The sequence below is a fragment of the Shewanella sp. MTB7 genome (genome assembly GCF_027571385.1).
Classification (GTDB): Bacteria; Pseudomonadota; Gammaproteobacteria; order Enterobacterales; family Shewanellaceae; genus Shewanella.
Window position 1 is genome coordinate 931,599 of record NZ_CP085636.1, and the last position, 13,557, is coordinate 945,155.

Below are 13,557 nucleotides of genomic sequence, written 5' to 3' on the forward strand. Positions count from 1 at the left end.
TGTTTGTGCAGGAATAATGTTTAATGACTGCTAAAAGCAGTCATTAAAACAATTAAATTATCATTTCAACATATTAGTTGCATTAATTACTTGTGCTCTGTAGCCAGTAGCGAACAATTTATGACTATCAATATTAATGACGACTGCAGGCTTTGTTTCGCCATAGCGGTGCTCAGTTAGAATTGATTTTACTTTGCCTGTGGTTTCATCCATTCTTACATTGCCATAACCACCACCAATACCAAATAGACCTGCAGAAGCAAAGTAGCTTAAGATTGAATCTTTATCTGCCTGGTATTTAGTAATAGAGGTGACTGGTGAGTATCCTTTATAACCTAATTCTTCTTTACCATATTGCCAAATTTGCTCAACGGTCATATCTTTTTCATTTATTTTATATTCAACTGAACGAGAGTATTTATCAGTTGGAAATGCTGGTTGCTCTAAATGACGGCCATCTCCATTGTCAAATACTGTCCATGTATTCTTTTCATCGACTTTATAGAAAGTATGAGTTGTATACGAATATTCAAAGTTAGTATCTGTACATACACCGGTTTCATCACAATCAAGCTTTTTATTATTATCATCTACAGGTGTTAGTACTTTGCTTGCAAATTCACCAGTCCAACCTTTTTTCGGACCTAAAATCCACTTAACTTGTTTATCACGACCAATTTTAATCATAGCGGCTTGGTGACGAGATGAAATAACAATTGAATCATCAACAGGATCATAATCTACTGAGTTTACGTGAGCCCAATTTCGTCCTGGTCCCACTCCTGGAATGTCGCCATAAGGCGCATTGGCAAGATCATCGGCTGACGTCTGCTGGCCAGCTTTATCAATATCGATATTTAAACATACAGCGCCAGCATCAAGAGATAATAATGCAGCATCACGGTATGGATCTAAGATTTCATTAAGATCCCATGCGTCGACAAGTTGACCATTTTTATCGACTTCAAGAATTTGATCTCGTACTGTATTAACCGAGTCACCCTCATTATTTAGATATTCTTTAGCTGCAGCACGAATTAACACGTTACCATTTTCAATTTCAATGCCTTCATGAGAAGCATCTGAATACATACCGGGTAAAGAATGCTCTGAAAGCATACGACCCATTATTGACATATGTTTCCAGCCTTGTCCTTGAACCCAGATCATATTGCCATCTTTAGTGACGTTCATTCCCATCGCATAACCAGCATTTTCATAATGCTTAGAGTCATGGGTCGTGTACGGGTTCATGTACCAACGAACGTCGCCTGCAGTATCAATAATAAACAAACCAGGTACGCCGTCCCATGCAAAAGCGCCAGGTCCTACTGGGTTATTATGAGCAAGTAATCCTGTTTTTCCATCCATTTCGGTCCAGTTAACGAAATACAATCTATCTTCAAATTCTTTATCTACTTTTTCGACTGATACTTTTGGCATTTTACTCCATTGGCGTCCAGCAAATCCCATATCTACGTCAGGAGTGTGTAGTTTGTATTCCTGCGTTTTATGTTTACCATTTTCTTTATAACTAATAGTGAAAGTATTGTAGAAATCGGGGTAAAGACCAAATACAGGGACACCGCCTTCATCTAAAATTCGCTTATTCGAAACTTTATATGTTAGTTCTGCTCCACCTTTTTTGGGATGGATTCTAACTGAAACATCAGTAAGTTTTTGATTAGCATTTTTAAGAGTGACTAAGGCAGTAAGAGGTGCGTTTTCATGTGGATTATGAATTAGATAACCTAATGGAGCATCGGCTGCAGGAATATTCTTCATCCCTGTAGCTGGAGCCGCTACCGCGACAGATGAAATAGAAATTGTCGTACCCATAAGTGCGATTACTACAGCAGTTGCAATAGATAATTTTTTAAACATATTATGATCTCGTTTTATTTTAGAAGTTAAAGTTATAATTAAGATTTAGGCGAGTAATATCGCCAGAATATAGAGTGTAGAGTTCTGAATGTTTATTATCTCGGAAGCCATCATCAATACCATCGGCTCTAATCCAAACTTGATACCATTGCAGTGTCAATCCTTCAAATAATGGGTCGATAGCACCAAAATCTTGGGTGATTTTAAAATTATTTTCGTGACGCTTATAACCAATTACATGGTCAGCTTCAAAACCATGCATCACAGTGTATTCAGCTTTAATTCCACCCCATAATACATCATCGAGCGGGCGTTCAAATTTCATTAATGCTATTTGTTCTCCCTCAATTCCAGGCATTTCCCACTCAAACATAATTGAGTTAGTCGCAGATTGATAACTATTCGCGGCATTTTGATTATAAAGGTCACCATCAAAAACCTGTTGATAGGCTAAGGTTAACTTTACTTTTTCAATGTTTTTTCTGTAAATAAAATTAAAGAATGATGACTTGTGATCTTCAAATTCAAATTTATCACCATTCTCTTTTTCAGTGCGATATCTTAATTCGAAGTCTGAGTCTAATAAATGTGAGTAATAAGAGACTTTTGCAAATGTTCGTGACAAGAACTCATCACTTTTATTCGTTTCCAATGCATAACTTATATTATCGAACTTACCAATAATGCCAATAATGCCAATGTAATCGATTACATCACCCTGGTAGTTAAGAAGATCTTCAATATAGTCAGTACTATTTACTTTTGAAATGCCATTTATGTAGCTAAAATAAGCGCGATGATCTTGCCACTCTAAGGCTATATCGGCACCTCTTGAAGCATTAGGCGCAATCCGGTTAAATTGACCTTGGTAAGTAAATGTGTGACGTTGTTTTTTACCATATCCCCCTTTTAGAATAAGATCATTGCCAAAATCATATTTAAGTTTTAAATATGCAGTGTCGACATTTGAACGCTCTTTTGAACCATCGATAGCACGGTTACCCGCAGGACGGTAATTATCATCAAAGTCTTTTGATACGCCACCAACATCATAGACGGCATGAGCTCCAAAATCTAACCCGATAAATTCATTGATATAACCTGAACGATAAGATAATGCGAGAGCTTGAGTCCACTCTAAAACATCCCTACCAGAATAATTCTCATTTTCTTGATAGCTTTCATTCCAATAGTAGTTTTTATAGTTAAGTAATAAGTTGGAATCATCATCCAATGCTTGTCTTATACTATTGTCTGCGGCAAAAACATTACCTGAAATTAATATGATTATTAATACATATAATTTATTTCGTTTCATTGTGTTTAAATTCATTCTCATTGTGTTTTTAAGACAATATCTTATAGTTGTGTATAAAAAATATATTAAAATCAATGATTCCAAAACATGTGTTCAAGATAGAGTGAAGTATGTCACGTATTAGTGTTGAAATTTATCGAGGGTCAAATTTTTAGGGGGATGTCGTAAGCTAATAACTACCTCAATAGGAGAATAGTTCACGTTAAGTAAAAAGAAGTATTCGATTTGCGAAACAATGCTTTTCACATCATGGGAGGGTGGAACGCATTTTTTTAGTTTAAATTAAGCATATGAACACTTGTGATCTAATAACTTTTGACGGAAAAGTACTTCAAGGTTCATATTGAAATCTTATGCTGTGTCATTTTTTTTGTGGAAAAACATAAAAGGTTACATCACCACGGTCGTCGTGGTCGCGCTTCTGTGGCACATGTTGTCATTGATTCTACAGGCCTCAAAGTTTACGGAAAAGGTGAATGGAAAACCTGTAAGCATGGCAAAGAAAAGCGCCGTACTTGGGTAAGCTCCACCTCGCAGTTGATAGTAATATGCATGAAATTGTGTCAAATGAAGTTAACGTTGCCGATAATGAAGTGGTGCCCACACTGCTCAATCTGTTGAGAAGACGTATAACTCAGGTTTTAGCTGATGGAGCATACGATACCAAGGCATGCCACAAACTGCTTCAACGCAAAGGTTGCAAACAATTAGGAAACAAGCTGCTTAATTCGAAAAAACACTTGGGGTAGTAGCATCTTGAACTGGGATTTGATCAACAACGCCTCCCAGCATACTTAAACAATGCCAATACGGCGCACCGAGTCAACGAAGCAAGCTCAATAAAGCGGGCAGGAATAATGAATATCGTGCTCAGTTATTCTTTGGTTGAAAATCAGTCAAAGTATGTTCTTGTCCTGTGTTGAGTAAGGCATTGTTGAACTAATAAACTGAAGATTCAGGCTATGTGTCGCTTACTCTTGAGTTCTAAGTATTACAATTTCATACAGGTTTAATATTATAAATTTGATATTCAATACAAAATAAATACTTTATTAAGAATAGTATGTATAGATTACACTTTACTTAAAATATTAGATATGAATGTCAAGACTGAAAGCATTTTATGCTATTCACGTGAAGAAATAGATAATTGCGGGGTGGCTAATTTTTCAATTGGTAAAGTAGCAAAGCAGCTTTGTATACCAAAAGGTTCTATATACAAAAAGTTTAAAAGTAAACATGAAATATTTGCTGCTATTATAATCGAGGGACTTCGAATTAGAAATAACTCTAGTATTAGTATATTATGTGACGACAAATTAAGTTGTCATGAGAAAGTACTTTGTCATCACTTATTAGGTGTATATAAAACAGTTATAAACAAACATGATATTGGAACTATTTTCCTTGTTCCTAATGGGATGTTGTGGCATGGCATTTCAGCTCAAACATTAGCTGAAATGCAAAAAGAATTTTTAATATATTACAACTTCCTTGATAAACCTCACCTAATGGAGATTACCTCTGGTTTGAATGGTAATGACCTCTATAATATAAAACAAACGCTTTTTGAAAATGAACGTGGAATTTTATTAGGTTGTTTGAATATATTAATCCCTCATGGTTGTAATAGTTTTGAGCGCATAGACCAAAGATTACAAAGTGTTGTAGCCGACTGTTTTGGCATCAAAACTGATACTATTGACTTGGATAAAGCCAAAGGATGGGTTGAATCTTTTTTAAATTGCCCACCGCATTGGGCAAAAATGTATGAGTTCTAGTATGGTTAGATGCTTATCAATTTCCTCATAAAAAATCATTAAAGAGTTCTGTCTGGCTGGTTGTAAAACTTAAATTAGACAGAACTTTTGCTAGGATCTTTCCTTATAATCATTGATATCTACTTGGGTTGTCAAAAAAGAAAATTTGCCAAATTTATATACATCTCAATTTTTCTGCCTAATAGTTGTTGAGAGCCTTTGTATACTGTAAAAAGACCCATAAACTGGTTAATAATGCTGGATGAGTGACAAGTTTTTTTCTTATCAATAAAAAGGCTGTCATAACTTGATGGGGAAGTCGAGAATACATAATAGTATCAAATGGTAAGGTTTAAAAGGTAAAGGTTGTAGTCACTATTAACTGTGGCCACAACAATTAGTGGCCACAGTGGTTTTATTACACAAGCAATGTTATCGCTTAAACTTCAGCTTCAGTGAGCGAAGCCATCCAAAGGTCAGTGGCGCCAAGCAGAGCATAAATGTGGCATAAGCAATCATGCAGTAATGCGCCATATTCATGCCTAGCAGAGTCCAATCATCTTCACCACACCCACCCGTTGGAGCAAACTCAAATGGTAGCCACTCATCGAGAGGCAGGTTGAGTGGGAAGCGGGGTTCAGTTGAACACGCTGAGCCCGCAGCATCGCCTGCTGCCGCAAAGAAGTCCATCGTCTCATCGACTACCATGTGCGCCGCATCATGGATCTTCATCAATTCAACTGACCACATCCAGCCCTGAATGATTGCGTACCACGCCAATAATAAGCCTAAGAACTTGAGTATGTGATTCTTTGGATCGATCAAGATGATCAGACCCGCGATCACGATACAGCACTGGCTGAAGCGAATGTAAACACATAGCTCACAGGGATCCATCGCCAAGAAAAGTTGGAAGTAGAAGATGGCCGACAGAATAAGAAATAGTGCGCCTCCAACCATCACTAACCAGATTGGGCGATGGTCTTGCATATGCGTTAAGCTGTTGGCAGGGGTGGCTTTAAACTGCCCCCAGAACGCTTTCAATCGTTGCTTCAATAACATAATAACCTCTTACTTAGCAGACAGTTCAGCGATAAGCTCTTTGAGCATATCCATACTGGTAATCGATTTAGTATTGATTAAATACTTACCGTTAACGGTAATTGCAGGAATACCCTGAATTTTAGCTACTTCACTACCTTGATCCCATTTGGTTATAAGTTGTTTTACTTTTGGATCTTGAGCGTAAGTATCAAACTCAGCGCGGCTCATGGCTAATGTGTCTAAGGTAAACGCAATGGTTGAGTCAGCATCTTTAAATTTGACCTTTTTCACATGGTACTGATCGTAGTAATTGGCTTTTAGCTGCTTAAATATCTCATCACCTTTTATCTCTTTCGCGATGGCTAATGCAGTGGATTTTTCTACGCCAAAGGGTGGCTTGCTAGTGATGTGGTATTGATCCATTGTGCTACCAGCGGGCAGAAGATCTTTATTGGGAATCCCAGCTTTTTCATATTTGTAGCAGAAAGGGCAGTTAATCGAGTAGATCTTCACGACTTGATTAGGCGCATTAAACTGAGCTACTTCTGGTAATATTTGATATTCCACTCCCTCCGTGGCTGCATGAGCCCCAAATGATAGGAATAGAGTTGCTGCGATGGCGGTAAGTGTTTTTTTCATGTTATCTCCAAAGATATATTAAATTTATTAGATTTCGAGAACTTATATTATTAATCGTTATTGTTTTATTTTTCGGTGACATAAAAATGAAATATTTATCGGCATTAAATTTTAAGGAATTAATTTAATGCATGTTGAGTGATGGCTGGATTCATTATTATCTTATTTTTAAATGCTGCAGCTTGGTTGTGATGGTGCTCACGTTTTATTTGCAGTCTAATTTATAAATGTTATTAATATTAAGTTGTCTGTGGTTTGGTATTCAATTTTTAGTTTTTGAATTGTGTTTATGAAAAAATTCAATATCATCAGGTTTATCTTTCCTGTGTCGTGTAATTTGGGGGGGCTTAATGTATTGTTTTATAGGTGTTTTATTGTGACTTTTTCACTGTTTTTTTATGGTTTTTCATTTGCTGTAATTTTTTATGTTTATTTTTCATATGGTTAGTTGTTGCTTGTGTTTGTCTGTATTCGGGTGTGGTTATTGTAATTTATAAACTTTCAGGAGTGTAATGTTTATTGTTTGCTGTTATTTATATAATCGATATGCAGATTCGTATTTTTTTAAGTCACAGCTTTTTATTTGTTGCTTGTTATATTGTTGTAATGAAAAACGTTAGCGCTTTAATTATTGTGATTTCATTCTCAAATAAAATTGTTGTAGTTAATTATTGTTTTTAGGGTTGATTACAGTTTTATAAAATAATTATTATCTGGAGAAGTCATGAAACATAATATCTTAGCTGCCGCTGTTGTGGCCGCACTATTCCAACCCGCTATTTCTTTTGAATCAAATGCTGCTGGTTTTAAACCTGCTCCTGCTGCAGGCCAATTGGGTGCGGTTCTTGTTAATCCATATGGTAACTCGCCGTTAACTGCAGTATTAGATTTGGGGAGTAAGCGCCCAACCGATGTGACGGTAACTGTTCACGGTAAGGGTAAGAAAGGAGTCGATATTAGCTACCCAGTGGGTCAGCAAACGATCAATACCCATGATGGTATTCCTTTGTTTGGTTTGTATGCGGATCACAGCAACCAAGTCTCAGTAAAATTCAAGTTAGATGGCAAGACGATTAAAGAAGATTATAAAGTGCTGACAGGGCCTATCACTAATGAATATATGGATAACAGAAATATTACTGTTATGCAGGAAGTTCAGGTAAAGAAGGTCGCCAAAGGTTTTGAGAATCGTCTGTATATGGTCAACAGCCATACCTACAACCAGCAAGGCTCAGATTTACATTGGTCAGGCCAAAAAAGTAAAGATGCAGGTATATTCGAGTCGACGCCAGCTCTGGGATCTATGACGTTTGATAATGCACCTATGACTTACGTTATTGATACAAACGGTGATATTCGTTGGTGGCTAGATCAAGACGCTGTTTATGACGGTGTTGGTATCGATGCTAACAAGCGCGGCTATTTAATGGGACTGCATGATAATGGTGAAGGGCGTATTACCTTTGTTCAAGGGCAGCAATATGGCACCTTCGACTTGTTAGGTAATTTTGACTCTCGTCGCCTGCCGCGTGGTTATATCGATGCCTCGCATGAACACAATCTTATGCCAAATGGCCACTCTTTAGTTCGTGCGGCTAAAGCTAACTATAAAAACCCTCAGGGCGATATCGTTCATACGGTACGTGATCATATTCTACAAATTGACCAACAGGGTAACTTAGTCGATGTGTGGAACCTGAACGAAATTATGGACCCATACCGCGATGCATTGTTGGAAGCGTTAGATATGGGCGCGGTATGTCTAAACGTCGATATTGACCAGATGGGTCAAACAGCTGAGATGGAAATTGATGCCCCTTATGGTGATATTCCTGGTATTGCTGCAGGACGTAACTGGGCTCACATCAACTCTATCGAATACGATCCAAAGGATGACTCCATCATTCTATCTTTCCGTCACCAAGGTGTAGCGAAAGTGACCCGTGACAAAGAAGTAAAGTGGATCTTGGCGCCTTATGAAGGCTGGAACAAAGAACTTTCAAAGAAACTGCTTAAGCCAGTGGATAAGAATGGTAAGCCTATCAAGTGTACTGAAAAAGGTGTGTGTGATGGTGACTTCGACTTTACCTACACTCAGCACACTGCTTGGCTGAATAACACTACGGGCAACCTGACGGTATTAGATAACGGTGACGGCCGTGCTCATGAGCAGCCTGCACTGCCAACAATGAAATACACTCGCTTCGTTGAATACAAAATTGACGATGAGAATATGACTGTTCAGCAAACGTGGGAATACGGTAAGGATCGTGGCTATGACTGGTATAGCCCAATTACATCCAACGTAGAGTACATGGAAGATAAGAACACCATGTTCGGCTTCGGTGGTTCTATTCACCTATACACTCCTGGCGAGCGCACTGTCGGTAAAATCAATGAAATTGGTTACGACGATATGAAGGTCAAAGTAGAGATTGATGTGTTGTCAGACAAGGCAAACTCGCCTCACTACCGCGCAATTATTGTGAACCCTACTAGCCAATTTGGTTTGTAAAGAAGATAAATTTCGGGCTCGTTAGGGCCCGTTAATTTAGGAGGTTCGCAATGAAATTATCAAGATCTATCTTAGCTGGGCTCATCGGGATGGGCTGTATAGGTTCGGTTAGCGCCGAAGTTCACTTTCAGCAAAATAATGTGATTGTTGGCTATGAGTATTTACTCGATGCCGAAGACAAAAACCCTAATCTCTACGATCAGGCCTATTTTGTATTAGGGCATACAACCTTAGCTGATTGGGGAAGTGCGACGGGTTGGTTGAGGTTTGAAAATCCACTGGACAGCTCGGAAAATCAGAAAGGTGAGGATGCAGGGGCAACAACCAAAGCCTGGTTGAAGTTAGATTATAACCTTGGCGACTCACTATTTAACCTATGGGGCCAGTCATTTACCTGTGCCAATAAACCTTGGATGGAGCAAAACTTCTACTTAGGCGGCTCCTACGATGTCGCTATTGGAAAACTCAAAGGTACGGTTGGTGTCGGTATGCAGTATGCGTATGGTAGTTTTTCTCCGACAGGAAAATCCTTTAATGGGGCCTCAGGTACTGCTGCGACGATAATGCTTGGCTATCCTTTGACACCGCATTGGTTTGCTAAGGCTTATTACGAAGCTCAATTTAACCGGAGCGACGAACATAGGGAAGTATTTGGATTCGATTCATACGGCCACCAGACTGTGGTTGGATTGGATTATAGGTTTAATTCGCAACTCTTCGTTAGCACCTTGTATAAGCATCGACAAAGTTGGGGCGGGGCATTGAATGGCGGTGGAGAACTGTTATTTGAGGCGGGATACAACTTCTAGGGCTAGGGGATACTTAGTCATAAATACTGAGTCTAGTCGCAAATACTGAGTATCCCATACTCCATATCTCAACTTTTCTATATGTGTGAACGACTTATTAGATAGAGCATCGGATGCTATTTTACCTCTATTGTTGCGGTTAATATCTAGCCAAATATGGAAACGTCTTCAAGGAAGTACGATGACCACCAACGAGAGTGTTAAAGATCTTTCTGTTGCACATCTGCAACTAATCGTCTGTCTTATTAAACATGGAAATGCCAGTGTTGCATCAGATGAGCTAGGAATGAGCCAGTCAACCATCAGTTACCATCTGCGTCGTGTGCGAAGCATATTTTCTGATGAGATGTTTGTACGAACGGGAAAAGGACTTAAGCCCACTGAACGTTGTCTTCAAGTCGGTCATTTTGCCCAAGATTTGATTAACCGTGTAGAGGAGGAGTTGATCCACGGCAATGACTTTGAGGCAACCCATATTGAGCGGGAGCTGAGCTTAATTGCTGATGACACCGCTTGTGGTTGGTTTGGCGAGTTATTTGTTGACCTGCAGAAGTCGATGCCTAAGGTAAACCTGTGTGCTCGCCCTTGGTATCTAAATGCATTGAAAGATTTAGATAGTGGTGCGGTGCACTTTGGGTTGCACATAATGCAAAGCGGTATCAAAGGAGTTTATGATGTTGAGGTCAGCCCCTGCTATCGTCTATGCGTGGTACGTGATGGGCACCCTCTGGTGTCGCAAGGTGAAGTGACACTGGAAGATCTGGCTATGTATCCGGTTATTTTGAATGACTTGGCAGGATGGAACAATAACGGTCACTCGGTTATGGAAACCGTTCTTAAAAAGCATGGTCTTAAAGCGAATCTCGTCGGGCGTTTAGGCTATGTAAATAGCATCTTTAGTGCGTTACAGGGTAGCAACGCGATTACCTATACTTCAGCAGTGTCTCTACCTAAGGATCTATCTGGTCTGTGCTTACTCAAGGCACCGGCAGCACTTGATGCAGTCGAATGTAACTACCGGCTTTATATCAGTAAGACACGATATGGTTCTCAGGAAACCAATTACTTAATTGAGTTTCTTTATCAGTCTTTTAAAAGATTTGCGACTAATCAATATGAAAGAGCAGAAGTCGCGCCATTGATTAATAGAACTTGTGGCGAAAACAAATCTGCAAAAGCTCTTGTGTAGTCATTAGGTCAATGACCATTGCTTAAATACATCCATTGTAAACTGAGCGTCAAAATAGGAATCATAAGCCTTTAGATGCTGCAATGACCATCACTTTAACCTGTTCTAAAATTTGTGCTTCAGTGTCTGCATCATAACCAGTAACTCTAGGTGTATGGATATGACCTACCGGGATCTTGCTGTTTAGCTGCTGACCGAGTAAGACGGCCCGATAAGATATCTCATTTGAAAGATAGCCGCCGCCAGAGCCTTCAACTGATATTGAGCTTTGTAGTTCGGCTAATGAACTTGCCTCAAAAGCCCCTTTGGCTAAGGTGGTGACGCTATGGTTATCGTTAACTTTCCATTTGCCTTCGACTGCTTGCATTGCTTTGACGGGCAGCGAAAACTCGACAAATTCTGGGCCGTTTAAGCTCTTTTCTTCGAACATCGGCGCTAAGGGAGCTTGCTTGTTCGCCCCAGTCTGTACATTGAGGTTATCAGGTGCGGCAGCACTACGATTACGACCTGGGAAGCGCTCAAGATCAAAGTCGTCACGTCCCATACTGACGGTAAAAATTATATCGACACTATTTTCGCGATAGATAGGCGTGAGAAGTGACTCTATAAGCCCCTGATCAAAATCAGTAAAACGAACTGGGATCATTACCGTTTCTATTTGAGCTTTCTTGCCTGCGACGGTGAACTTATATCCATCCAGTGCTAGAGCGACTAAACCGGAAGGGTTACTTTGGTCAATATTTCGGTCTAGGAAAAAGGGATCGAAGCCACTGAGTAAAATTTTAATTTGAGCATCATCATCAAACTGAATATTACTCAAACCTCGAGATGATTTTTCAATTGCGTTGATGAGTATCTCTCGTTGCCATTGGACAATATTGAACGCGGGTTTAGTGGTTTTCAACTCTTTAAGCATGGCGAGCCGACTCCAATAGAGTGGCCTGTCATCTAAGGAACCTGATTGAACATCTCTGACGGCTTGCTGCCATAAACGTTCGCCTTGTCTGGCAGCGAGTTGAGTGACGGTAAACTCATCGGTATTTTGTCGATATTGCGATGCTAAACTGTTTACCAAGCCTTGGTAACGAGAGACTACGCTAGGCAGTGTTGTCGCTGCGTTTTCGAGCCTTAACTCTTCTACATCAAGTTCAACCTGTGCATAAGCGCTTGGTAAGAGGTTTAATAGGCCGATAAAGAGGAGTGCACTACTTACTCTGGTCATAGAAAGTCCATTGATGAGGGATTTAGTGATTAGTCTTAAGGAAAGTAATAAGGATTTCAATGCTGTTAACTTAATAACTTTTCTATTAACCAGTATGCAACACCAAAGCGTGTATGAAAAGCTGAGACTCAGGTATTTTGATCATGGCGGGGTAGATTTAAGCGATGATCTTTAACTCGATACAGGTGACTTTCTCTGTTTTATTTAGCGAGTAGCTTAACGTCAGTGATTGACGTGCTACACCATCATAGATTGCAGAGATTCATGGCTATTAAATCGCTTAGTGAAGAAATCTAAAAACACGCTGATATTTGTAGCAAGTTGTCGGCGGCTCGAGTAAACACCATATACCTTGAGAGGTTCGATTGGCCACTCTTGCAGTAAAGGGACTAATGAGCCATTGGCTAGTTCATTTTTACAGACAGAGTTAGATAACATGGCGATACCAAAGTCATCCTGAACGAGCTGCTTTACCATAATGGCACTGTTAACTCTTACTTTACGATTAAAATTCACCATGGTTTTTCTAGCCCCTTTGCCTAAAGGCCAAATGGGTGCTGAACGCGAAGTCCCTAGTAATATACCGCTATGGTCTATCAGGTCTTGTGGAGTAGCCGGCGTTCCGTTCGCTTTAAGGTAACCGGGACTTGCCACTAAAATGGGCTGACGCTCAAGTAATAGTCGAGCGACAAGATCTGAGGATTGCAACGGTCCGTACTTAATCGCAATATCATAGCCTTCTCCTACCAGACCCACTTCTCTGTCGGTAAACTGAACGTCTAACTCAACATTTGGGTAAAGACGCATAAAACTGCTGCACAGATTAGCAATCAGCTCTTGGCTAAATGACACGGGAATGGCGATCCGTAATGAACCTGATACATCGTTATGAGTATTTTCAACCGTTGCTTTAGCAGCTTCTATCTCATCTCTGATGCTAGTACAATGCTGATAAAAGAGTGCACCTACCTGAGTGAGACTCAAATTACGAGTATCTCGCTGCAGTAATCGTACGCCAAGTTGCTCCTCTAGTTGAGCAACCTTACGACTTATGGTTGATTTTGGCATGCCTATTTCACGGGCGGCTAGTGAGAAGCCTTTGGCTCTAACAACCGCTGCAAACAGCATCATACCGTTAAGATCTGGCATATTTTAGTCACTGTCTCAAATATGGAAC

At 39.7% G+C, this 13,557-nt stretch carries 10 protein-coding genes and 1 pseudogene; 5 read left to right on the top strand and 6 right to left on the bottom strand.

What is annotated here, in order from left to right; translation table 11 throughout:
* Positions 1 to 60: 60 nt before the first annotated feature.
* Complete coding sequence (locus HWQ47_RS03820) at positions 61 to 1,884, bottom strand: aryl-sulfate sulfotransferase (protein WP_269969867.1); 1,824 nt, start codon at positions 1,882 to 1,884, stop codon at positions 61 to 63.
* Between the two features lie 19 nt (positions 1,885 to 1,903).
* Positions 1,904 to 3,202: an OprD family outer membrane porin gene (locus HWQ47_RS03825; protein ID WP_269969868.1), complete on the bottom strand. Its 1,299-nt coding sequence runs from the start codon at positions 3,200 to 3,202 to the stop codon at positions 1,904 to 1,906.
* 414 nt (positions 3,203 to 3,616) lie between these two features.
* Here HWQ47_RS03825 and HWQ47_RS03830 point away from each other — a divergent pair.
* A pseudogene (locus HWQ47_RS03830) lies at positions 3,617 to 3,906 on the top strand (transposase); the annotation flags it as partial.
* A 393-nt stretch (positions 3,907 to 4,299) separates the two neighbouring features.
* Entirely contained in the window at positions 4,300 to 4,983 is a 684-nt protein-coding gene (locus tag HWQ47_RS03835; protein ID WP_269969869.1) for a TetR/AcrR family transcriptional regulator, read from the top strand.
* 411 nt (positions 4,984 to 5,394) lie between these two features.
* Here the strand turns inward: HWQ47_RS03835 and HWQ47_RS03840 are convergent, their stop codons facing one another.
* Positions 5,395 to 6,024 carry a disulfide bond formation protein B gene (locus HWQ47_RS03840; protein WP_269969870.1) on the bottom strand — a complete coding sequence of 210 codons (630 nt, stop codon included), beginning with the start codon at positions 6,022 to 6,024 and terminating at the stop codon, positions 5,395 to 5,397.
* Positions 6,025 to 6,033: 9 nt separating this feature from the next.
* Positions 6,034 to 6,645, bottom strand: a complete 612-nt coding sequence (locus HWQ47_RS03845) for a thiol:disulfide interchange protein DsbA/DsbL (RefSeq protein ID WP_269969871.1) — start codon at positions 6,643 to 6,645, stop codon at positions 6,034 to 6,036.
* 724 nt (positions 6,646 to 7,369) lie between these two features.
* Between HWQ47_RS03845 and HWQ47_RS03850 the strand changes: the two genes are divergently transcribed.
* The 3 genes from HWQ47_RS03850 to HWQ47_RS03860 all read left to right on the top strand — a co-directional run bounded on the left by HWQ47_RS03850 (position 7,370) and on the right by HWQ47_RS03860 (position 11,158).
* Positions 7,370 to 9,160: an aryl-sulfate sulfotransferase gene (locus HWQ47_RS03850; protein ID WP_269969872.1), complete on the top strand. Its 1,791-nt coding sequence runs from the start codon at positions 7,370 to 7,372 to the stop codon at positions 9,158 to 9,160.
* Between the two features lie 50 nt (positions 9,161 to 9,210).
* Positions 9,211 to 9,969: an outer membrane protein OmpK gene (locus tag HWQ47_RS03855; protein WP_269969873.1), complete on the top strand. Its 759-nt coding sequence runs from the start codon at positions 9,211 to 9,213 to the stop codon at positions 9,967 to 9,969.
* 181 nt (positions 9,970 to 10,150) lie between these two features.
* The gene (locus HWQ47_RS03860; RefSeq protein ID WP_269969874.1) at positions 10,151 to 11,158 is read left to right on the top strand and encodes a LysR family transcriptional regulator; all 1,008 of its coding nucleotides are present in this window, start codon (positions 10,151 to 10,153) and stop codon (positions 11,156 to 11,158) included.
* A gap of 61 nt (positions 11,159 to 11,219) precedes the next feature.
* Here HWQ47_RS03860 and HWQ47_RS03865 read toward each other — a convergent pair whose 3' ends face one another.
* Positions 11,220 to 12,380, bottom strand: coding sequence for a hypothetical protein (locus tag HWQ47_RS03865; protein WP_269969875.1), 1,161 nt, complete (start codon positions 12,378 to 12,380; stop codon positions 11,220 to 11,222).
* A 237-nt stretch (positions 12,381 to 12,617) separates the two neighbouring features.
* A complete protein-coding gene (locus HWQ47_RS03870; protein WP_269969876.1) occupies positions 12,618 to 13,529 on the bottom strand; it encodes a LysR family transcriptional regulator in 912 nt (303 codons plus the stop codon).
* Between the last annotated feature and the right edge of the window lie 28 nt (positions 13,530 to 13,557).